This window comes from Cetobacterium sp. NK01, from assembly GCF_024506395.1.
Classification (GTDB): domain Bacteria; phylum Fusobacteriota; class Fusobacteriia; order Fusobacteriales; family Fusobacteriaceae; genus Cetobacterium_A; species Cetobacterium_A somerae_A.
In genome coordinates this window covers 1,690,858-1,712,705 of record NZ_JANIBO010000001.1, presented here as the reverse complement: position 1 = coordinate 1,712,705, position 21,848 = coordinate 1,690,858, and the positions used below count along the sequence as shown (strand labels likewise).

Here is a 21,848-nt window from a genome sequence, read left to right as displayed (position 1 = left end):
ATAGAACTAATAAAATTCTATCCTTGCTTTAACTATTATAATTTTTATTTATATGAAGTATAATTAGGATTTACACCTTTTTTTAAAAGAATAGGAATTAGATCATTGTATCCTAATTTTTTTATTTTTAAATACACTTCTCCTAAGATATTTTCTCCATATATATTTTTTTCTTTTGAGTTATATTCACCCTTTAATAATTCTTTTATAACTTCTCTTGAATTTGCATAATATATTGGATAGTTTCCTTTATCATCTTTTAACAAATATTGTGTATTATCTATTTTCAATAATTCTTTTAATATTTCTTCATTTTCTATATTTACTGCCCAAAATATTGGATACCATTTACTTGAGTCCAATATTTTTAAGTTAGCACCATTATTTATTAATTTTATTGCTAACTCCTGTGGTCTTGTTTTTATATAAAAATTTAAAAGAAGCTCTCCGTCACCTGTAAAAACATTTATATCTGCCTTATCATTTAAAAGCATTTGCAAAGACTCCATACTATTTACATAAAAAATAGGTGGTCTTGAAGAAGTTAATGTGTTAACTCCTATATTTTGCCTTGCAGGTAAATTTTTAGTTATATTTGCACCATTAGATAATAAAGCAGCTATAACTTGTAGAGAATCCTCTTTTAAGGCTAAACTTAAAAGAGTATCTCCACTTTTTAATTGTTGATCTATGTTAAAACCATTTTTTATTGCTCTATTTAAAATATATACATTATCTACAACTACTGCTGCTATAACTTCATCTTCTATATATTTTTTCCTATTAAAACTACTACAACCTACAAAAAGAAGTAACAGCATAATTACAAACAACAATTTCTTCATAGATATACCTCTTTAAATATTATTTAGAGTTTTTTCTTCTGTCGCCTTCTTTTAAGAATTTCTTTCTTATTCTAATATTAGTTGGCGTAATCTCTACTAACTCATCATCTGCTATATAATCAAGAGCTTGCTCTAAAGTATATCTTCTAGGTGTAGCTAGTTTTATTGCATCATCACTTCCTGATGCTCTCATGTTAGTTAATTTCTTAGCTTTACATACGTTTACAACTAAATCGTTATCTCTGTTATGTTCTCCTACGATCATTCCTTCATAAACAGCTACTCCTGGATCAGTAAATAATACTCCTCTATCTTGTAATCCACCTAAAGCATAAGCTACAGTTGTTCCTTGCTCTAAAGAAATTAAAACTCCTTTAGCTCTTGTTGGAATTGGACCTTTATATAATTCAAAATCATAGAATGAATGATTTAAGATTCCTGTTCCTTTTGTATCTGTTAAGAATTCATTTCTAAATCCAATTAATCCTCTTGCAGGTACTTTGAACTCTAATCTTGTATATCCATCAGTTCCAGGAGTCATTGTTATCATTTCTCCTTTTCTGATACCCATTTTTTCAATTACAACACCTACGAACGCATCATCAACGTCAACCATTGCTAATTCGATTGGTTCATATTTTTCTCCATCAATATCTTTTAATAAAACTCTTGGTTTAGAAACTTGAATTTCAAATCCTTCTCTTCTCATATTCTCTAAAAGTATTGAAAGTTGAAGTTCTCCTCTTCCTTTTACTACGAAAGCATCTGGACTTTCTGTTGCTTCTACTCTCATACTAACGTTTGTTTGAAGCTCTTTTTGAAGTCTATCCCAAATATTTCTAGATGTTACAAATTTACCTTCTTTTCCAGCAAATGGAGAATCATTTACCATGAATGTCATTGCTAAAGTTGGCTCATCTATATCAATTACTGGTAAAGCAATTGGCTCATTGAAATCAGCAATTGTCTCTCCGATATCAATGTTATCTAAACCTGCAACTGAGATTATATCTCCAGAGAAAGCTTCTTGAATTTCAACTCTTTTTAGACCTTCATATCCATAAAGAACTGAAACCTTTCCTCTAATTTGCTTTCCATCTCTTTTTATTAACATAACATCTTGATTTCTTTTTAATGTACCATTGTAAAGTCTTCCAACAGCTAGTTTTCCAACATAGTTATCATACTCAATGTTTGTTATTAAAAATTGCGTAGGTTTGTTGTTGTCTCCCTCTGCATCTTCAACATGCTCTATTATTGTTTCGAATAAAGGTTGCATATTGTCGCTATTATCGTTTAACTCTTTTTTAGCAAAACCAGCTTTTCCTGAAGCATATACAACTGGGAACTCTAGTTGTAATTCGTTAGCATTAAGTTCGATAAATAGATCGTAAACCATATATAAAACCTCTTCAGGTCTTGCATTTGGTCTATCTACTTTATTTACTACAACTATTGGTCTGTGTCCTTGCTCTAAAGCTTTCTTTAATACGTATTTTGTTTGTGGCATTGGCCCCTCAAACGCATCTACTAGTAAAACAACACAATCAACCATTTTCATAATTCTCTGAACTTCTCCACCGAAGTCCGCGTGTCCTGGAGTATCTATAATATTAATTTTACAATCTCCATATCTTACTGAAGCATTTTTAGAGAATATTGTTATTCCTCTTTCTTTTTCAATATCGTTAGAGTCCATTACTCTCTCAGCAACTTTTTCAAGTTCGTGAGCTCCGAAAACTCCAGATTGTCTTAATAAACAGTCAACCAAAGTTGTTTTTCCATGGTCAACGTGTGCAATAATTGCAATGTTTTTAATCTTCATATTTCTTCCTCTCTATAATTAATAATATTTGTAACCTTTTAATAATCCTTTTGTAACCTCACCTAAGCCTATAAAATTATTCTTAGAATAAACTCTATATTTTCCTTCATTTATTCTTTTTTTACATCTTTGACCATTAACAAAAAGTTTTAAATCATTTTCATCTTCAATATCTACTTTAGGAAATTTAAAATAATCCTCTATTGAAACTAAGAAAGAAAAATCATTCTCTGATACCATTTTTTCAATAGTTTCTAATGTGAATGCTCTTGCTAAATCCTCTTCTCCAACTCTAGTTCTTCTTAAACCAGTCATTGTTGCAAAAGTTCCTAATTTCTCACCTAAATCATAAATTAGACTTCTTATATATGTACCTTTTGAAACTGTACAATCAATCTTAGCCTTTACTCCATCAAAAGATATAGTTTCTAGATTTTTTATACTAACATCTCTAGCTTTTCTCTCAATCTCTACACCTTCTCTTGCTAACTCATAAAGCTTCTTTCCATCCACTTTTATAGCAGAATACATTGGTGGTATTTGCTTTATATCTCCTTTAAATGTTTCTAATGTTTCTTCAAAATTTTCATAAGAAATATTAAACTCTTCTACTTTAGCTAAAACTTTCCCCTCTATATCATAGGTATCTGTTTTAAAACCAAGTTCTAAATCTGCAACATACTCTTTTTCATATCCTTCTATATCCTGTGCTAATTTTGTAGCTTTCCCTACACAAATAACTAGAATTCCAGTTGCTAAAGGATCTAAAGTTCCTGTATGTCCTATTCTTCTTTCTTTCAAATTTCTTCTTAAAACCCTTATAACATCAAAGGAAGTTATACCGATAGGTTTATCTATAACTATTATTCCTTCCAATCTTTTCTCCTTTAAATTAGTTCAAATGACATTATATCATACACTATACTTTTTTTAAACATTTATTTTTATTTCCCTGTGATCTTATAGTTATTACTTGGACTCCATAACAAATACTCTGTTACTCCCAAATCATTCATCGCTTTAATTTGTTCTCTTATTTCCTTTTCATTATAAGGGATATATCCTTTTACCCATTTTGCAGTAAAGGCTTGTATCCAAGGTCTTATTGTTGCCGGCGCCTCCACATTCTCATTTCTATTTATAGAATCTTTAACTGAGTGATAAATTGTTTTATAAGGTTGCGCATCTGGGACAGATATTCCATAAGCTCCATTTCCATAGTGACTTGGATACATCATTGGAGAGATATAATCTACAACTTGAGTTACCGTCTCCCAATGTTGACCTAATCCCATATCATCACTAAATGTTCCAACTTGTCCATACACATCCGCACTTGTATATACTCCTAAAGCATTTAATCTCTGTCTTGCATATTTCAAATACTTCTGTATCGTTTCCGGTTTAGATTCATTTTTTGTATTTCTATAATTTAATTTTGCATCTAATTTCCCTCCGTTTGAAGCTGGAAATCTAACATAATCAAACTGTATTTCATTAAATCCAGCTTTAGCTGCTTCTTCTGCCACTGCTAAATTATATTCCCAAAGATTTCTATCGTGTGCAGAAACCCATATTATTCCATCACTATTTGTGTATGGTTTTCCTGTATCTTTTGATGTTATTACTTTATCTGGATTTGCTTTTGCATAAGTAGGATCTTTAAAAGAAACAATTCTAGCTATTGTATAAATATTATTCTCCTTCATTTTTTTCATAAATTCACCTATATTTTTTATAGGATAATTTTTCGAAACTGGTATTCCAAATTTTTTAGGAGCTTCCATTTCAAAAGATAAAACACCATTATCATCTTTTACATCAATTACAAAGGCATTTATCTCTGTTGTATTAGCTAAATTTATAAGTCTCTCCATCTTTTTTGTGCTTCCTATAGTATAAATATTTAGATATACACCTTTTACATCCACTCTAGGATTATTTGGAAAATTATTTACAGGATAATTTGTTGTAAAATCCAAATTTTTCCAAGTAGAAGGTAAAATTTCATTTAAAGTATTTGCTAAATCAACCTTTGTTATCCAACCACTTCTATTTTTCAAATCTTTTTTGTAAGATATTTTTAAAACTTCTTTTTTCTTACCATTAAGATCTAACTCTTTGGCTTCTAAAACTTCTATTTTAGTTCCCCTTCTTAAAGTATCAACTTTATTCTTTTGAGTTTCATCTTTATAAACAAATAAAGTCTGATTTTTTATATATTTAAAATTTTTAGTAACTACTTCTTTTTCTAATGACTTCTCTGTTTTTTCTACTTTTAAACTTTTTGTGCTATTTTCATCTAAAACTTCTGTTTTTTCTATTTTAACTTCTTCTATAGGCAAATCTTTTTTTTTTAATTCTGTAATTTCTTTAGTTTTATTCAAAGATAAAACATCCACCTTTATTTCATCGCTCACCATTTCTGAAGTTTGCTGTTTGTCATTAAAAACGAATCTTTTCATTCCACAAGAAATTGTAAAAATAAAAATTGTTAATAATATTAAAAATCTAAAAAATTTCTTCTTGTCTTTTACTCTCACGTTATCCTCCACTTTTATATTTATTCGTTATATTTTAACAATTTTATTTAAAAAAATCTACTAAATAATCCTTTTAATAAAAGTTATAAAATGTTAATATTTAAATATATTTTACATCTATAGCGAGGAGGATTATTAATGAAAAAAAGAATATTGTTATTTACTCTAATGTTTTTTACTCTACAACTTTTGGTTTTTAGTAACAGTACCACAGATTTAAAAGTATCTGAAAATTTAATTTCAGGAACTTTTGACAATGGTTTACAATATTATATATTTAAAAATAAAAAACCTGAAAATAGAGCTTCTTTGAACCTTGTAGTGAAAGCTGGTTCTCTTTATGAGGAGGAGGATCAACAAGGATTAGCACATTTTTTAGAGCACATGGCTTTTAATGGTACTACTAAATATAAAAAAAATGAACTTATTAAATATCTTCAATCATTAGGACTTAGTTTTGGTGGAGATTTAAATGCTTACACTAGTTTTTCTGAAACTGTTTATAAACTTCAAGTTCCAACTTCTAAAAAAGATTTAGAAACTGGTTTTGACGTTCTTAAAGAATGGGCTTCAGAAGTAACTTTAGATTCAAAAGATGTTGAAAATGAAAAAAATATAATTATTGAAGAATGGAGATTAAGACAAGGTATTTCTCAAAGAGTTGGTGATTTGCAAAAGAAAATTCTATATGGTGACTCTTGGTATTCTAAAAGATTTCCCATTGGTTTTCCTGAAACTATAAAAAATGCAACTTCTAAAAGATTGAGAGATTATTATGAAAAATGGTATCAACCTGAAAACATGGCTGTTGTTGCTGTTGGAGACTTTAATGTAGATGAGGTTAAGCAACTTATTACCAATAATTTCTCTCAATTAAAAAATAAAACAAAGGTTGTCGATGAACATTTTTCTATCGCTCTTCCTAAAGAAGACTCTGTAACTATTTTTACTGATCCTGAATTAACTACTACTAACTTTAATATAATGTGGAAAGAACCTATAATATCTATAAATACTGAAGATTCTTTCAAGAAAAATTTAGAAAAAATATTACTTAACTCTATTTTAAATACAAGATTTTCTATTTTATCTAAAGACAAAGACTCTCCATTTATTTATTCATCAATCTATAATTTTCCTCTTAATAAAGATACTGGAATTTACGCTGTTTCATCTTTAATAAAAGACAACAATATAAATCAATCTATAACTTATATAATTGATAATCTTAAAGATATTTCTATAAATGGTATTTCTAAAACTGAGCTAGAAAACGAAAAAATAAATTTATTAAACAATCTTAAAACTATTCTTAATAATAAAGAAAGTATTAAAAACGATACTTTCATGGATTCTATCATAGATTATATTTTGAATAATAACGTTTTTATGGAACCTGATACTGAGTACATATTAACTAACAAAATTATAGAAAATATAGATACTAATGATCTAAAAGGCATTGCACAATCTATTCTTTCTTCAAATTATGATGTTTTATTGACATCAAGAGAGAATATGAAAGAAACCCTTCCTAAAGAAAAAGATATTAAAGACCTTATAGATTTACTTTTATCTCAAAATACAACATCCATTAAATTAAATTCTTTTAATACTAAGTTAGTTGATTTAAAGTTAGTTCCTGGTACCTCTAAAATTCTTTCTGTTGAAAAAGATTATACTAAGCTTCTTCTTTCTAATGGAATAGAAGTTTTATATAAAAAAACTACTTTTGATAAAGATAAAATAACATTTAAATTAACAAAACTACAAGGAAATTCAAGTTTAAATTACTCACAATATATAAATTCACTTTTTTTACCAGAAATTCTTTCTAGTTCTGGAGTTGGAGATATCGACTATTCCTCTCTTGAATTATACTTTAAGGGTAAAAATTTTAGTGTTGAACCATTTATTGATGATTATACTCAAGGATTCTTAATTTCTACAAATAAAGAAAACTTGTCTGAAGCTTTAAAGTATTTTAGAACACTTATTTCAGACCCTAAATTTGATGAAAATATTATTGAATCAAATTTAAAAACAAATAGAGAGTTGATTAAAAATAGAGATTTTTCTCCTAGAGCTTTATTAAAAAAAGAATATTTAGAAACTCTTAATAATAATCACCCTCGAAAAAAACCTTTAACTCTTGAGGATCTATCATATATTAACCAAAATGAACTCAATAATACTTTTAATAATTTATTCACTAATTTTAAAGATTATAAATTAACTATCGTTGGTTCTATTGATGAAAAAACTTTGCTAAAAGATTTAGATTATTATTTCGCTAATCTGCCTACTAATGAAAATTCACAAAGTTATAAACCTTTAGATGTCTCTTATCCAAATACTTATATAAAAAAGGTTGTTACTAAAGGAGTTGATAAAAAAGCAACAGTTATTTTAACCTTCCCTTATATTGGAGATTTCTCTATAGAAAATAGAGTTATGTATGGAGCTTTATCAAATCTTCTAAATATACTTTTAATAGAAGATGTTAGAGAAAAAATTGGTGGAGTTTACTCTATCTCCTCTTCTTCAAATCTTGAAAAATTAAATTTTGGAGAAAATTATCTTCAAATTGCTTTTAATACTGATACTAAGAGAGTTGACGAAGTAATCTCTAAAGTTAAACAAACTATAAAAAACATACAAGACGGAAATTTTCCAGAAAATAAAATTTTAGATATACAAAAAAATTACGAACTTAATTTTGAGATAGCTTTAAAAACTAATAACTTTTGGGATAACTTCTTAGATAAAAAAAATTTAATATCAGACTATGAATTTTATACTCCTATGAGGTATAATAAGATTGTAGATTATAATTCTATAAGAAGCTTTTCTAATAGAGTACTTAATATAAACAACTGTGTAGAAGTTATACTTCTGCCAGAAAAGGAGGAGTAAATGCCACACTTAAAATTTAGAGGTATTGATAAAAAAGTTTTAATTGAAAATAGTAAAGAACTAATTGATGAACTTACTTCAATTATCAAATGCGACAGAACTTGGTTCACTATTGAACACACTGAAACTGAATATATTTTTGATGGAGCTATTGTTCCTGGATATACTTTTGTAGATGTAGCTTGGTTCGATAGAGGTCAGGAAACAAAAGATATTGTTGCTGATTTCATTACAAAGTTTTGTAAAAAATTGACAAACAATAACGACACTACAGTTATCTTCTATCCCCTTGAAGGTTCTAACTATTACGATAATGGAGAGCATTTTTAAATTTTATGAAATCTAATATCGCTCTGATAGGCTTTATGGGAAGTGGAAAAACTACTATTGGTAGAATTTTAGCTAAAAGTTTAGATATGAAATTCATAGATATTGATCGTTGTATATCTATCCGGGAAAAAAAAACTATTCCTGAAATATTTGAAGAGCATGGTGAAAAATATTTTAGAGATTTAGAGAGATCTATTATCGAAGAGGAATCTAGAGATAACAACATAGTCATTTCTACAGGTGGTGGAGCTATTATAGATAATGTAAATATTAAAAATTTAAAATCCACTTCTTTTGTAGTGTACCTAGATTGTGATATAAATACTATTTATGAAAGAGTTAAAAGAAGTAAAACAAGACCGCTTCTTAATAATTCCGAAGATGTTTTTAAAACTATCCAAGATTTGTATGAAAAAAGACAAACTCTTTATAAAATCTCTTCTGATTTTTCTATTAAGATAGATTTAAATACAAATATTTACGATAGTGTTGAAAAAATAAAAAATGCTTATATATTAAGCTAAGGGGGTTTTCTATGAACAATTTATATGGTAAAACTGTTTTTATCACTGGAGCAACAAAAGGTATTGGAAGAAGTTGTGCATTGGCGTATGCTGAAAAGGGAGCTAACCTTATCTTAACAGCTAGAAGTTCTGATTTATTAGATTCTTTAAAAGAGGAAGTGGTTAGAAAATACGGTGTTAGAGTTTATACTTTAGTTATTGATGTTCGTAACAGTAAAGATGTTGAAACTAAAGTTAATCTTTTACCTGAATCATTTAAAAAAATTGATATTCTTATTAACAATGCTGGTTTGGCTTTAGGTTTAGATAAAGTTTACCTAGCTTCTCCTAGTGATATCGACACTGTTATTGACACGAATATAAAAGGAATGCTTTACATTACTAGCGCCATTGTTCCTCTAATGTTAAAAAATAATTCTGGACACATTGTCAATATTGGATCAATTGCTGGAGATACCGCTTATGCTGGAGGAGCAATTTATTGTGCCTCTAAAGCAGCTGTTAAAACTTTTTCAGATGGACTTAGAATTGATTTAGTTGATACAAACATAAAGGTTACAAATATAAAACCAGGTTTGGTTGAAACTGAATTTAGTAAAGTTAGATTCAAAGGAGATATTGAAAAAGCAAATAATACTTATAAGGGAATTGACGCCTTAACACCTGATGATGTTGCTAATGTTATCATTTACGCAACTGGTTTACCTGAAAATATTCAGCTGACAGAGATTGCTATGACACCTAATCATCAAGCTGACGGAAGAACTGTTCATAGAGAAAATTAAAAAATTAAGGAGTAGAAAATTCTACTCCTTTTTCATTACTCATTCATATATAATTTTTTGTATATTAGAGGTAAAAATAGAGCTCCTGATAAGAAATTTCCTATTGTCACAGCTAAAAAATGTATTGCCATTTCACTTGGTGTGTATACTGATGACATCAATATTTTTCCTATACTTACATAATACATATTTGCAACAACGTGCTGAAAACCACCTAATATAAATAACATAATAGGAAACCATATTGCTAATATTTTTCCTGCTAAATCCTTTGCAGCTAAAGCAAACCAAACTCCAATTGCAACTAACACATTACATAAAAATCCACTAGCTACAGCTTCTACAAATGTAAGATGAACCTTGTGTTCTGCTACTCCAACTACATATTTTGAAAATTCTGGCGATGAGTAATTACCAGCTAAATAAGATACATACGCTATAAATATTGATCCTAAAAAATTCCCTATCCAAACTGCACATAAATTTCTTGTATATGTTGTTTTTTCTACTTTTCCTTTTGTAAATGCTAATAATCCTAAACAATCACCTGTAAATAAAGATCCTCCGACTAATACAACTAACATTAGTCCTGTTGGGAAAACAGCAGCTCCTATAAATTTACCTGCTCCACCACCTACTGTGAAATTGGCAATTAAGTTTCCTAAAGCTGAAAGAGCTATATATACACCTCCCATAAAACCTAATAAAGTTGTTTTAGTAAACGAGTAATGCCCTTTATTTTCTCCTAAAAGAAGAACTTGCTCTGTTGTTTCTTTGTTTGTTAAATAAACCTTCACTCTTTCCCTCCTGATTTTTTTTCATACAGTTTCGAATTATACACCTATTATCCTTTTTTTTCAAGCTAATATTTAAAAAAAACTCAATCAAATATTGATTGAGTTCTATTTTAATATATTAAGTATATATAAACAAACTTTATAATTAATTTTTTATTACTTTTCCGATTAAGAAGGCAATAATTGCTGGAATTATCCATGCAAAACCTAATCCTGCTAATGGAATAAATGATAAATTAACTTTTAAAACTTCTAAAATGCTAACAATTAAAGTTACAATCGTAGGAAAAACAAAAGAATTTCTATTTTCAACTCCAAAAATATTTAAAATTATTAAAACAATTGTAACTGGGTAAAGAACTACTAATACTGGTACTGCTAAACTTATAATATAATCTAATCCCGCAACTGCTAGAACTGCTGAAAATAAACAAGTTATTGTAGCAACCATCTTATAAGAGACATTAGTTAACTTTGAAAACCAATCGCTTACCAAAGCCGTTAATCCCACTGAGGTTGTTAAACAAGCAGCAGCTACACAGATTCCAAAAGCAACTTTCCCTGAGTTTCCTAATGTTAACTCAGCCACCATTAAAGCTGTTTGAGCAGTTGATAAATTTTTTACACTACTTATTTGAGCTCCTAAATAAATTAAACTAAAGTATATTAATCCTAACCCAATAGCTGCAATAAATCCAGCACCTGTTAAGAATACTTTTTGTTCTTTTGAATCTGTTACTCCTTTTCCCTCTAATCCCTTAACTATTATTACTCCAAATAATACCGATGCTAATGCATCCATAGTTTGATACCCATTAATAAATCCATATGAAAATTGACTTCCTTCAACAATACTTTCTACTGGAGTCCCTATAGGATTAATAATTCCAAAGAATGTTATCAAAGCTAAAATTATTAAAATAATTGGAGTTAAGAACTTCCCTAATACATCTGTTACTTTTGATTCATTTAAAACTAAAAATAAAGTTACTCCAAAGAATATAATTGAAGTTAATATAGCTGTAATCTTTGGATCTAACCCTCCAATCAATGGTAAAACTCCCATTTCAAAAGTAGTTGATCCTGTCCTTGGAATAGCAAATAATGGCCCTATAACTAAGATTAATGTTGTTAAATAAACTGTGTTAAATTTTTTAGATACTTTACTTGAGAACTCCTCTAAACTTCCACCTTTTGTAAAAGCTAATATTCCTAATAAAGGTAACCCTACTCCTGTTATAAAAAATCCAATTCCAGCAACAAACCAACTTTGACCAACAGCAACTCCCAACGATGGTGGAAATAATAGATTTCCTGCTCCAAAAAACATAGAAAATAATGCCAACCCTAAAACTAAAATCTCTTTTCTTTTATTCATCTTTCCTCCCCTTGATTAAAATAAATATTATTAAAAAAGCAATCTGAAAATTAGATTGCTTTTATTTTGATAATTAATTTTAATTTTTGTAAATAATAACACTTTTTTTTTATTTTTTCAAGTTTTTAATTGCTTTTATTTTCATAGATTTTATAAGCTTCTAAAAAAGATTTTTTTAATTCTTCTCTTAATTTTTCAGGTTCTATTATATTTACTTCTTTTAAAAAAGATGCAAAATAAAATTTAGCATTTTCTAAAGTCATTTCAAATTGATAGATATTTTCATCTTTTTTTATAAACTTTGGTTTATAATTTGTAAAACTTTTCAGCATACTTTCTCCAACAGGTGTAAAAACAGCTTTAATCAATAACCTTTCACCTAAAAATGGATCAAAGTTTTTTCTCATATTTTCAATATATTTTTTATCTTTAGCTTGAATTTTTTCATTCAAAACTCCTAAGATTATAACATCTTTTAATTTTATACTTCTATAAATTTTATTTTCATCATCATAAGAAAAAATAAAATTTTCATCTCCTTGATCTTCTCTTTTTATAAAATAAGGTGATATTATAAGACTTTCTTCCATATACAACACTCTTATTTTAACTTTATTTTTTATGGCTTCTAAAACTACTTTATAGGTATCTTGAAATATGAAAATTTCTCTTTGATATTTAAATTGTGACGAATAAAGTTCAAACAATTCTCTAAAAAATTCTGCTTCTATATCTACATTATTTGCTTTTAATATATCATAATATATGCTTTTATTAGCTACATTCAAATCAAACTGTACAACTTTTTTTAAAGGTCTTCCTTGAGGTTCAATAAGTTTATCTATATCAAATTTTTTAGTATATTTAAATTTATCCAGAATAAAATTACATAATTTATTATTATTTATTCCAAATTCTTCTGAGTCTTTCTTTAAAAGTCTCCAAATATCTTCAGAAACTGTAACTCTTACCTTTTTCATTACTTAATTCCCCCATAAAATCAATTATTTATGAGTTCATTTTAGCATATCCTTTTAATTTTTGCTCATATTTTTCCAAGTAGACAGTACTTTCACTAACTAATGGAGCTATTGTCAAAATATTTATAACAGTCATTAGCCCCAACCCAAAATCTGCTAAAGACCAAACGAAGTAATTTTGTTCAACTCCTCCAATATAAACCATCCAAACTACTACTAATTGATAAATAATATTTATTTTAGAATTTTCAGTAATAAATTGTAAAGCATTTCTTCCATAAAAAGTTACACCAAGTATTGTACTAAAAGAGAAGAAAAATAATATTATAACTGTAAAAGGTATTCCTATCCATCCTATATGTCCTCTTAAAGCTTCTTGGAATAGTATCATTCCACTCATTCCTTCTAACGCATTCATATCTCCTAAAAGTACAACAAAAGCTGTTGCACTACATATTATTAATGTATCTACAAATACACTCAAAGATTGAATCATTCCTTGCTTTACAGGTTCATCTACATCTGCTAGTGCAGCTGCATAATTTCCATTTCCACTTCCAGCTTCATTTGAAAATAACCCTCTTCTAACTCCTTGCATAATAACTCCTCCTAAAGCACCACCTGCAATTTCGTTTACTCCAAATGCAGCTGAAAATATCTTTCCAAAAACAAATGGTATTTGAGTTATATTTGTTAATAGTACATAAACTACAACTGCTAAATACATGAATGCCATTATAGGTACAACTTTATTAAGTGCTTTTACAATTGTATCCTTTTTTCCTTTTATAAAAATTGTTGCACCAACTAGTATAGCTAAAATAATAGCTACCACTTTCGCGTTTATCTTATACGCACCCACTATTGATTCTGTAACTGAATTAGACATAACCTGAATTACACCTACATAACATACAATTGAAGCTAAAGCATAAACTATACCTAACCATTTATTTTTTAAACGATTTTTTATAATCCATGGAGTTCCACCTCTATAATTTCCTTTAACATCTTTTTCTCTATAAACAACTGCTAGAACCGATTCAATGAAAGAAGTTGATGCTCCTAACAGAGCTACTATCCACATCCAAAATAAAGCTCCTGGGCCTCCTATAGATATTGCAGCAACAACACCAGCAATATTTCCTGCTCCTACTCTACAAGCTGTTCCAAGATAAAAGGCTTCTAAAGAGCTTATTTTCTCCCCATCTATTCTCTCTCCTTTTAATGTTTTTATTATTTCTTTAAATAATCTAATTTGCATAAACTTAGTTTTATAACTTGCATACAAAGCCATTCCTATAAGCATAATAACAAGTACATTCTTTTCCCATAAAATTACGTTAGTTCCATTAATTACAGATCTTAAAATATCCATTTTTTCCTCCTTTTAAATCTAATTATTTTCTAACATAATCCTAACATTTATTTTTTTTGATTAGTAGATAACAATTTTTTTATTTTTTTGTTCGTATTTTTGGAAAGCTTTCCCCTTATTTATAAAGGGTTTTCTAATTTTAGAAGTAGTTTTTTTGTTCTGTGTACTTATTTTTAAGTACAAACATACTCTTTTTTCAATATTTTTTCTTGATTTTTTTCCTATTTTTTGATACAATTTTTCTAATTATTTAAACACACACATTTTTTTATTACAATAATACTAAAATTTTGGAGGTTATAATGAACAAAAAGAAAGAAATTTTAATTTTAGGTTTCGCTCTATTCTCTATGTTTTTTGGTGCTGGAAATCTATTATTTCCCCCATCAGTTGGAGTTGCCGTAGGAAAAGAGTGGTTTCAAGCTGGTCTAGGTTTTTTCCTAACTGGAATTGGATTACCTTTACTTGGTATATTAGCATTTACAAAGGTTGGGAGCTTAGATGAGTTTGCAAATAAAGTTTCAAATAAATTTAATACTATTTATTCAACTATATTAATATTGGTTATAGGTCCACTATTTGCTATTCCAAGAACAGGGTCAACTACTTTTGAAATGGGAGTTTTACCTTTATTCCCCAATTTTGATCCAACGACTCTTGCTATAATAACATCTGTTGTTTTCTTTGGAATAACTTTGTTTTTAGTTTTAAATGAATCTAGTATAACTGATATTTTAGGAAAATTCTTAACACCAATTATTCTTCTTATACTTTCTTTAATAACTATTTTAGGAATAACTAGTGATTTAGGAACTCCTGTTGATTCTATTGTAAAAGGTAATCCCTTTTCATATGGATTTGTTAGTGGATATCAAACAATGGATGCTTTAGCTTCTGTTTTATTTGGAGTTATTATTATCAGAGGACTTGAAGGAAAAGGTGTAACTGATACAAATGAACAAAAATCTTTCCTAAGTAATGCCGGTTTTATAGCTGCTATTGGTCTTGGATTTATTTATCTTAGCTTAATATATTTAGGAGCGCAAATTAGTAGTATAAAGGGTCTTACAACTGCTCAAACCACTTTAACTCTAGCTCAAATGACTTTAGGAAATGTTGGTAAAGTTGCTTTTGGAATCTGTGTTGCTGCTGCTTGTTTAACAACTTCTGTTGGATTAGTTGCTCTTGCTAGTGAATGGTTTTCAAAACTAACAAAAATTTCTTATAAAAAAATAGCTTTAGGTATCTGTATTTTTTCTACAATTCTTTCCGTTGCAGGATTAGATTATATTATAAGTTTATCTGTTCCAGTTTTAGTAATACTTTATCCTGTTACAATTGTTTTAATCTTACTAAATATACTTGGAATTAAAAATCATTTTACGTTTAAAGCCGTTGTTTCAATAACTTTAATTATAAGTATTGCTGAAACTTTGAAGATAAATTTAAGTTTTATTCCTTTAGCTGAATCTGGTTTCCCTTGGATTGTACCTGCTTTAATAACTTTTGTTATTACTTTATTTTTTAAGAAAGAAAAATTTTCTATAAAAAAGAATGCTTAATTTTCTATAAAATAAAAAAAGGATGTATCTCTAGAGATACATCCTTTCTTTATTACTTAAACATCAATTCTACTACTGAGAAAAATCCTATTGCCCACATTATAGGTTTTACATGAGATAATTTTCCATTGAATAAACATACTAATATATATGATATAAATCCAAAAGCTATTCCTATAGATATACTATAAGTTAGTGGCATTAAAATTATAATTAAAAAACACGGTATCGCAACTTCTATATTATGAAAATCTATATCTAACAAGTTTTTAAACATATAAACTCCTACTAATATAAGAGCTGGAGCTGTTGCGAAAGCAGGTACAATTCCTATTAATGGTGAAAAGAACAATGAAATTGCAAATAATGCTGCTGTTGTTAAAGCTGTTAATCCTGTTCTTCCTCCAACTGCTATTCCAGAAGCTGACTCAACAAAAGTTGTTGTTGTTGATGTTCCTAAAAGTGAACCTATTACTGTCGCTATTGCATCTGCTTCTAAAATCTTACTAACATTTTTTATTTTTCCTTTTTCATCTATCATCTCTGCTTCATGAGCACAAGCCATTATTGTTCCTAAAGAGTCAAACAAATCAACAAACATGAAAGAAAAAATTGAACCTAAAAATATTGGTTTAATTGCTCCAAGTATATCTAGTTTTAATGCTATTGGAGCTGGACTTGGAGGCATTGATATCAACTGTGATGGTAATTGAACTGCTCCAAATATTACTCCTAAAATTGTAGTTACTACTATCCCTATTAGAATTCCACCTTTTACTTTTCTCATCTCTAAGAATCCCATAATTGCAAATCCAACTAACCCTAAAACAACGTTTAAATTAAATTTTCCTAAAGCTACAACAGTGGCTGGATTACTTACAATCAGCCCCATTCCTTGCATTCCTATAAAAGCTATAAATAATCCTATTCCTGCTCCCACTGCTAATCTTATTTCTGCTGGAATAGCATCTATTATTTTTTCTCTTAGTCCTGAAAAAGTCAGTGCTAAAAATATTATTCCTGATATGAAAACTACTCCTAAAGCTTGCTCCCAAGTTGCTCCATTACCTAAAACTAATGTAAATGTAAAAAATGCGTTTAATCCCATTCCTGGAGCCATTGCTAGTGGTGCGTTTACCCAAAATGCTGTAATTGCTGTTCCTATTGCTGATGCTAAACATGTTACCGTTATTAGAGCACCCTTATCCATCCCAGTCATTGATAAAATAGAAGGATTTACAAAGATTATGTACGCCATTGTTAAGAATGTTGTAATCCCCGCTATTATCTCCTGCTTCACTGTTGTGCCATGTTCCTTTAATTGAAACAATTTTTCCATGTTTTCCTCCTGAATATATTTTAATATTTAATAATTAACAATTAAAATAAAAAAAGACCTGCAAAAAACAGGTCAAAAAACTTAATAACAATCTTAAGTTATGACCCATAGAAAGCTATTTAAGGTAGCTCGTAGAAACTCTCCGCCGTATTCGGAGTATATATGGTTCAAGTGAAATATATCTTTATCTAAATATTAAGGATTTATTCCAATTTTGTCAAGCATTATTTATTTTTGCTTTTTATCAAGAAAAAAACTATAATGTACTAAAATATTTTTTGGGAGGTTATATTATTTATGAAAAAATCTTTTGCTAGTGATAATTACAGTGGAGTTCATCACAAAATTTTAGAAAAAATTATAGAAGTTAATAGTGGTCACGTAGCTGCTTATGGAGCTGATGAAACTACTGAAGAAGCAATAAATTGCTTAAAAGAAATTTTTGGAGATGTTGAAGTATTTTTTGTTTTTAATGGTACTGGTGCTAATGTTCTATCTTTAGAAGGAATGAAAAAACGTGCTTCTGCTGTTATTTCTCCTGAAAGTGCTCATATAGTTCAAGACGAAACTGGAGCCCCCTCTAAGATAACTGGAATGCAACTTTTAACAGTTCCTAGTACAAATGGAAAACTTGATTTAGATCTCTCTAAAAAGTGGCTAACTTTCAAAAATAATTTTCATAAACCTAAAGCAGATATTATATCTATCAGTCAGACTACGGAATACGGAACTGTTTATACATTAGATGAAATAAAAGCTATTTCAGAATTTGCTAAAGAAAACGATATGTTACTTCATATGGATGGAGCTCGAATATCTAATGCCGCTGTTGCTTTAGGTTGCTCTTTTAAAGAAATGACTGGTGATTTAGGAGTTGATGTTTTATCTTTTGGTGGAACTAAAAATGGATTAATGTTTGGAGAAGCTCTAATATTTTTCAATAAAGATCTTGCTAAAGACTTTTCTTGGATTCGAAAACAAAATCTTCAACTATATTCTAAAATGAGATTTATGTCAGCTCAATTTATTCCTTACATCAAAGAAAACATCTGGTTTGAATGTGCTAAAAATGCTAATGATATTGCTCAGTATTTAAAAATAGAGCTCGAAAAAATTAATATTGTCGTTACAAAGGAAGTTTTAGCTAATGCTGTCTTTGCTATTTTACCACCTGCCATTATCCCTAAACTTCAAGAATATTTTCATTTTTACATTTGGAATGAAAATATTAGCGAGGTAAGACTTGTAACTTCCTTCGATAGTACAAAAGAGGATGTTGATAATTTTATTAAAAAAATAAAAGAATTACTAGGAAATTAATTAATTTTTATGATATAATTTATTTATAGTACATGAATTTTTCTTTTATTCTTTGTATGCTTTTTTTTAAAAATATTATTGATTTAATGAACTAAATGTGAAATAATATTACATATATTTCGCATTTAACTTGAAAGGAGATTTAACTATGGGATTATTTGATTTCTTTAAAAAGAAAAAAGAGGATGAATGGTTTAATATCTATTCACCATTAAACGGAAGAGTTATTCCTTTAAGCGAAATACCTGATGACGCTTTTTCTCAAAAAATGATTGGAGACGGGTGTGGAATTGACCCTGCTGAAGGTGCAATCTGTTCGCCTGTTGCTGGGGAAATTGATATTTTCGCTACTAACCACGCTGTTAGTTTTGAAGTTTCTAACGGACTTGAGTTAATTGTTCACTTTGGAATTGACACAGTAAAATTAAATGGAGAAGGATTCACTAGAATCGCTGAACCTGGATCAACTGTAGAGGTTAAAGATGAGCTTATTAAATATGATTTAGCTTATATTAAAGAACATGCTAAATCAACAAAAACTCCTGTTATTATTGCTAACATGGACCAAGTTGAAGCACTTGAAGTAGTTGCTTCTGGCGATGTTAAAATAGGAGACCTTTTAATGAGAGTTAAAATCAAAAAGTAGTTTTTTAAGAAGGTGCCTCTTTGCTATTAAGATAAAGATGGTGCCTTTCTTTATTAATAAAAAAGCATACACGGAATTTTAAGGAGGAAAAAATGAAAGTACTAGATTTAAATTTAGTTACTAACGAAGTGGCTAGACTTTGTATTGAAGCTAACTACTTTATCGGTAGCGATGTTTTAAACAAAATTAAAGAATGCCAAAAGACAGAAACTAGCGAATTGGGGAAAGTTATTTTAGGACAAATCATTGAAAACGATGAGATTGCTGCTAAAGATAATGTTCCTATGTGCCAAGATACAGGTCTTGTTGTTGTTTTCTTAGAAATTGGAACTGAAGTTAAAATTAACGGGGATATTTATGCAGCTATTAATGCTGGAGTGGCAAAAGGATATAAAGATGGATACCTAAGAAAATCAGTTATTAGACATCCACTTGATAGAGTTAATACTCAAGACAACACGCCTGCTGTTATTCATACAAAACTTGTTCCTGGATCAGATAAAGTAAAAATTATTGTTGCTCCTAAGGGTGGCGGTTCTGAAAATATGAGTACTTTAAAAATGTTTAAACCTGCAGATGGAGTCGAAGGAGTTAAACAATTTGTAGTTGATAGTATAAAAAATGCTGGTGGAAATCCTTGTCCTCCTATTGTCGTTGGAGTTGGTATTGGAGGTAACTTCGAAAGATGTGCCGAACTAGCAAAAGAAGCTCTTTTAAGAGAGATTGAAGATATTAATCCTGATCCTATTGCTGCAGCTCTAGAAGCTGAACTTTTAGATTTAATTAATAATACTAATGTTGGACCTCAAGGTCTTGGTGGAAAAACTACTGCACTTGCTGTTAAGGTTGAAACTCAAGCTTGTCACTTTGCATCTTTACCAGTTGCTGTTAACTTAAATTGCCATGCTGCTAGACATAAGGAGGTAACATTATGATTAAATTAACTACTCCATTAAGAGATGAAGATATAAAAAAATTAAAATCTGGAGATGCTGTTTCTATAACTGGTATAATTTATACTGCTAGAGATGCTGCTCATGCTAGATTAGTTAAACTTCTAGAAGAGGGTAAAGAGTTACCTTTTGATGTAAAAGGACAAATTATTTATTATGCTGGTCCTACTCCTGCTAAACCAGGTCAACCTATAGGAAGCTGTGGACCTACTACTAGTTATAGAATGGATTCTTATTCTCCTGCTATTTTAGATCAAGGTTTAAAAGGAATGATTGGTAAAGGAGCTAGAGATCAAAAAGTTAAAGACTCTATTGTTAAAAATGGAGCTGTTTATTTTGCTGCTGTTGGTGGTGCTGCAGCTTTAATAGCTAAATCTGTTAAAAGTAGTGAGATTATTGCTTATGAAGATTTAGGAGCTGAAGCAATTAGAAAACTTGAAGTTGTTGATTTTCCAGCTATCGTTATCAACGATTGTGAAGGAAATGATTTATATGAAATAGCTAGAAATAGCTCTAAATAAAATAAATTTAATTAAAGGGGTAATATATTATGTCTACAGTTTTTGAAAAATCTTTAGAATTGCATGAGACTCATTCAGGTAAAATTGAAGTTGTGTCAAAAGTTGCTGTTACAAACAAAGAGGAATTAAGTCTTGCTTACTCTCCAGGAGTTGCTGCTCCTTGTTTAGCTATAAAAGATGATGTAGAAAATGTTTATAAATACACATCAAAAGGGAATATGGTTGCTGTTGTAACTGATGGGTCTGCTGTATTAGGTCTAGGAAATATCGGACCTGAGGCTGCACTACCAGTTATGGAAGGAAAAGCAATTCTTTTCAAGCAATTTGCAGATGTTGATGCATTCCCAATATGTTTAGATACACAGGATACTGAGGAGATTATAAAAGCTGTTAAATTAATAGCTCCTGGTTTTGGTGGAATAAATCTAGAAGATATTTCTGCACCTAGATGCGTAGAAATTGAAACAAGATTAAAAAATGAACTTAACATCCCTGTTTTTCATGACGATCAGCATGGAACAGCTATAGTTGTTGTTGCTGCTCTTATAAATTCATTTAAGTTAGTTAACAAATCTTTTGAAACTGCTAAATTTGTTGTTAGTGGAGCTGGTGCTGCTGGAAGTTCAATCATTAAACTTCTTATTAAAATGGGAGCTAAAGATATTGTTGTAAACGATATTGATGGTATTATTAATAAAGACGATAAATCTAATTATAATTTCCTAAAATCAGAGATTGCTGATATTACAAATCCAGATAATATAAAAGGTGGGCTTAAGGAAGCTGTTTTAGATAGAGACGTATTTATAGGCGTTTCTGCTGCTAACATTCTTTCTACTGAAATGGTTAAATCTATGAACAAAGATGCTATCGTTTTTGCAATGGCTAATCCTAATCCTGAAATTATGCCTGAGGATGCTATTGCTGGTGGTGCAAAAATTGTAGGTACTGGTAGATCAGATTATCCTAATCAAGTTAATAATGTTCTAGCTTTCCCTGGAATTTTCAGAGGAGCTCTTGACGCTAAAGCTAAAAAAATAACTGAAGAGATGAAAATTGCTGCTGCAGTTGGAATTGCTAAACTAATTCCTGAGGAGGAGCTAACACCTGAATATGTTATTCCTAACGCTTTCGATCCAAGAGTAGCTACTGTTGTTGCTGAAGAAGTTAAAAGAATTGCTAAAGAACAAAATATTACAAGATAAA

General features: G+C 29.1%; 19 protein-coding genes and 1 riboswitch. Of the genes, 10 read left to right on the top strand and 9 right to left on the bottom strand.

What is annotated here, in order from left to right; translation table 11 throughout:
- Positions 1–44: 44 nt before the first annotated feature.
- From NON08_RS08275 to NON08_RS08260, 4 genes are all read right to left on the bottom strand, one after another.
- A complete protein-coding gene (locus NON08_RS08275; RefSeq protein ID WP_256690989.1) occupies positions 45–845 on the bottom strand; it encodes an ankyrin repeat domain-containing protein in 801 nt (266 codons plus the stop codon).
- A gap of 19 nt (positions 846–864) precedes the next feature.
- Positions 865–2,670 (bottom strand): translational GTPase TypA, encoded by a 1,806-nt coding sequence (gene typA / locus NON08_RS08270; RefSeq protein WP_256690987.1) that lies wholly within the window; start codon positions 2,668–2,670, stop codon positions 865–867.
- Positions 2,671–2,688: 18 nt separating this feature from the next.
- On the bottom strand, positions 2,689–3,546 hold the full coding sequence (truB, locus tag NON08_RS08265; protein WP_023051838.1) for a tRNA pseudouridine(55) synthase TruB: 858 nt from the start codon (positions 3,544–3,546) through the stop codon (positions 2,689–2,691).
- 68 nt (positions 3,547–3,614) lie between these two features.
- Complete coding sequence (locus tag NON08_RS08260; RefSeq protein ID WP_256690986.1) at positions 3,615–5,213, bottom strand: putative glycoside hydrolase; 1,599 nt, start codon at positions 5,211–5,213, stop codon at positions 3,615–3,617.
- A 138-nt stretch (positions 5,214–5,351) separates the two neighbouring features.
- On the opposite strand from NON08_RS08260, the gene NON08_RS08255 reads away from it, so the two are divergent.
- From NON08_RS08255 to NON08_RS08240, 4 genes are read left to right on the top strand one after another with little or no spacing between them, the layout of a single operon-like run.
- On the top strand, positions 5,352–8,129 hold the full coding sequence (locus NON08_RS08255) for a M16 family metallopeptidase (protein ID WP_256690985.1): 2,778 nt from the start codon (positions 5,352–5,354) through the stop codon (positions 8,127–8,129).
- Entirely contained in the window at positions 8,130–8,459 is a 330-nt protein-coding gene (locus NON08_RS08250) for a DUF1904 domain-containing protein (RefSeq protein WP_256690984.1), read from the top strand.
- A 5-nt stretch (positions 8,460–8,464) separates the two neighbouring features.
- Positions 8,465–8,983: a shikimate kinase gene (locus tag NON08_RS08245; RefSeq protein ID WP_256690983.1), complete on the top strand. Its 519-nt coding sequence runs from the start codon at positions 8,465–8,467 to the stop codon at positions 8,981–8,983.
- Positions 8,984–8,994: 11 nt separating this feature from the next.
- Positions 8,995–9,768, top strand: a complete 774-nt coding sequence (locus NON08_RS08240; protein WP_256690982.1) for an SDR family NAD(P)-dependent oxidoreductase — start codon at positions 8,995–8,997, stop codon at positions 9,766–9,768.
- 35 nt (positions 9,769–9,803) lie between these two features.
- Here the strand turns inward: NON08_RS08240 and NON08_RS08235 are convergent, their stop codons facing one another.
- The 4 genes from NON08_RS08235 to NON08_RS08220 all read right to left on the bottom strand — a co-directional run bounded on the left by NON08_RS08235 (position 9,804) and on the right by NON08_RS08220 (position 14,301).
- Entirely contained in the window at positions 9,804–10,565 is a 762-nt protein-coding gene (locus NON08_RS08235) for a formate/nitrite transporter family protein (protein WP_256690981.1), read from the bottom strand.
- A 145-nt stretch (positions 10,566–10,710) separates the two neighbouring features.
- On the bottom strand, positions 10,711–11,943 hold the full coding sequence (brnQ, locus tag NON08_RS08230; protein ID WP_256690980.1) for a branched-chain amino acid transport system II carrier protein: 1,233 nt from the start codon (positions 11,941–11,943) through the stop codon (positions 10,711–10,713).
- A 125-nt stretch (positions 11,944–12,068) separates the two neighbouring features.
- Positions 12,069–12,923: a WYL domain-containing protein gene (locus tag NON08_RS08225; protein WP_256690979.1), complete on the bottom strand. Its 855-nt coding sequence runs from the start codon at positions 12,921–12,923 to the stop codon at positions 12,069–12,071.
- A 28-nt stretch (positions 12,924–12,951) separates the two neighbouring features.
- Entirely contained in the window at positions 12,952–14,301 is a 1,350-nt protein-coding gene (locus NON08_RS08220; RefSeq protein WP_256690978.1) for an alanine/glycine:cation symporter family protein, read from the bottom strand.
- Between the two features lie 302 nt (positions 14,302–14,603).
- Here NON08_RS08220 and brnQ (NON08_RS08215) point away from each other — a divergent pair, with 302 nt between their 5' ends.
- A complete protein-coding gene (brnQ, locus tag NON08_RS08215; protein WP_256690977.1) occupies positions 14,604–15,863 on the top strand; it encodes a branched-chain amino acid transport system II carrier protein in 1,260 nt (419 codons plus the stop codon).
- A 52-nt stretch (positions 15,864–15,915) separates the two neighbouring features.
- Here brnQ (NON08_RS08215) and NON08_RS08210 read toward each other — a convergent pair whose 3' ends face one another.
- Entirely contained in the window at positions 15,916–17,202 is a 1,287-nt protein-coding gene (locus NON08_RS08210) for an NCS2 family permease (RefSeq protein ID WP_256690976.1), read from the bottom strand.
- Positions 17,203–17,290: 88 nt separating this feature from the next.
- A riboswitch (purine riboswitch) is annotated at positions 17,291–17,388 on the bottom strand.
- 111 nt (positions 17,389–17,499) lie between these two features.
- On the opposite strand from NON08_RS08210, the gene NON08_RS08205 reads away from it, so the two are divergent.
- The 5 genes from NON08_RS08205 to NON08_RS08185 all read left to right on the top strand — a co-directional run bounded on the left by NON08_RS08205 (position 17,500) and on the right by NON08_RS08185 (position 21,847).
- Positions 17,500–18,522 carry a threonine aldolase family protein gene (locus tag NON08_RS08205; RefSeq protein WP_256690975.1) on the top strand — a complete coding sequence of 341 codons (1,023 nt, stop codon included), beginning with the start codon at positions 17,500–17,502 and terminating at the stop codon, positions 18,520–18,522.
- Between the two features lie 148 nt (positions 18,523–18,670).
- Positions 18,671–19,168, top strand: coding sequence for a PTS glucose transporter subunit IIA (locus NON08_RS08200; protein WP_256690974.1), 498 nt, complete (start codon positions 18,671–18,673; stop codon positions 19,166–19,168).
- 92 nt (positions 19,169–19,260) lie between these two features.
- Positions 19,261–20,103, top strand: a complete 843-nt coding sequence (locus NON08_RS08195) for a fumarate hydratase (RefSeq protein WP_256690973.1) — start codon at positions 19,261–19,263, stop codon at positions 20,101–20,103.
- Positions 20,100–20,642 (top strand): Fe-S-containing hydro-lyase, encoded by a 543-nt coding sequence (locus NON08_RS08190; protein WP_264759777.1) that lies wholly within the window; start codon positions 20,100–20,102, stop codon positions 20,640–20,642. The genes NON08_RS08195 and NON08_RS08190 overlap by 4 nt, the downstream gene beginning before the upstream one ends.
- Positions 20,643–20,671: 29 nt before the next feature.
- Positions 20,672–21,847 (top strand): NADP-dependent malic enzyme, encoded by a 1,176-nt coding sequence (locus NON08_RS08185; RefSeq protein WP_256690972.1) that lies wholly within the window; start codon positions 20,672–20,674, stop codon positions 21,845–21,847.
- Position 21,848: the final 1 nt, after the last annotated feature.